The sequence below is a fragment of the Neisseria sp. P0009.S007 genome (genome assembly GCF_051962515.1).
On record NZ_JBQCVF010000350.1, the window covers coordinates 1 to 1381 of the forward strand.

Here is a 1381-nt window from a genome sequence, read left to right on the forward strand (position 1 = left end):
ATGAACAAAGTGTGCCACGCGGTATATCAAACGCCATTTACCACCTCTGTTTTGGCCAACTCCTGCCATTTGGCTTCAGGAAACTCATCTTTCAGACGGCCTTTAAGATATTCCAAGGTATCGCCGGCAACGGTTTCATCTTTGCTGTCGTGAATATGGTTGAAAATCAGGCTGTGCAACTGGATGCTGTATTGTTTGAGTGCGGCGAAGCTGAGCAGGGTATGGTTGATACTACCGAGCCGTCCGCTGGTAACGAGGATGACGGGATAAGCCTGTTGCTTAATATAATCAATGGTCAACAAATCTTCCGTCAACGGAACCATCAATCCGCCCGCACCTTCGACCAAGACGATTTCGTATTGCGCCGCCAATTCTTGCGTGGCGGTACGGATTTTCTCCAAGTCCAAAGTCCTGCCGTCCAGACGGGCGGCGAGATGAGGCGAAGCGGGATAGCTGAAGATTTCAGGCATGGTCAGCCCTTGTTTGTCGGCCTCCTGCATGGGTATGCCCATGATTTTGCGGTGGACAGCGATGTCGTTGGCGATGTCTTGGCAACCGGTTTGCACAGGCTTTTGCGTAATCACGCTTTTGCCCTGCTGCAACAATTGTTTTGCCAATACGCCGGTGGCGACGGTTTTGCCGATGTCCGTATCAATGCCGCTGACGAAGTAAACGCCTTTCATTTGTTGTGTTCCTTCAAAATGTGTACGGTTTTATCGGCAAGTTCGGTCAAGAGGCCATCTGAAATAATATACGGCGGCATCAAATACACCAGCCTGCCGAAGGGGCGCACCCAAATCCCCTGCGCCACGCAATCCGCTTGAAAACGCGCCATATCCACGCCTTTTTCCAGCTCAATCACTCCGATGGCACCCAAAACGCGCACATCTTTCACGCCGCGAATATCCCATGCAGCTTTCAGACGACCTTTCAGGATGCTTTCGATGCGGCGGATATTTGCCTGCCAATCTTGGGACAAAAGCAACTTGACCGAAGCGCAGGCAACGGCACACGCCAGCGGGTTCGCCATAAACGTCGGTCCGTGCATGAACACGCCCGCTTCGCCGCGCGAAATCGTTTCGGTGACTTTTTGCGAAGTGATTGCCGCCGCCAACGTCATATAGCCGCCGCTCAAACCCTTGCCGATACACATAATATCCGGTACGACGTCCGCGTGTTCGCAGGCAAACATCTTGCCCGTGCGCCCGAATCCGGTGGCAATTTCGTCAAAAATCAACACGATATCAAATTCGTCGCACAAATTGCGCAATCCGCGAAGATACTGCGGATGATAAAAATACATACCGCCCGCGCCCTGCACGACCGGCTCTAAAATAAAGGCGGCGATATCCGCATGATGCGCTTCAAACAAGGCGCGGAC

At 52.5% G+C, this 1381-nt stretch carries 2 protein-coding genes; both read right to left on the minus strand.

The window, feature by feature from the left end:
- Positions 1-26: 26 nt before the first annotated feature.
- Positions 27-683 (minus strand): dethiobiotin synthase, encoded by a 657-nt coding sequence (bioD, locus tag ACTHS3_RS13180; RefSeq protein WP_070608111.1) that lies wholly within the window; start codon positions 681-683, stop codon positions 27-29.
- Positions 680-1381: aminotransferase class III-fold pyridoxal phosphate-dependent enzyme (locus tag ACTHS3_RS13185; protein WP_440368151.1), on the minus strand; the 702-nt coding region annotated here is incomplete at its 5' end. The genes bioD and ACTHS3_RS13185, both read right to left, overlap by 4 nt.

Coding starts and splice junctions, on each gene's coding strand:
- bioD (WP_070608111.1), bottom strand. CDS start 683: ATGAAAGGCGTTTACTTCGTCAGCGGCATTGATACGGACATCGGCAAA.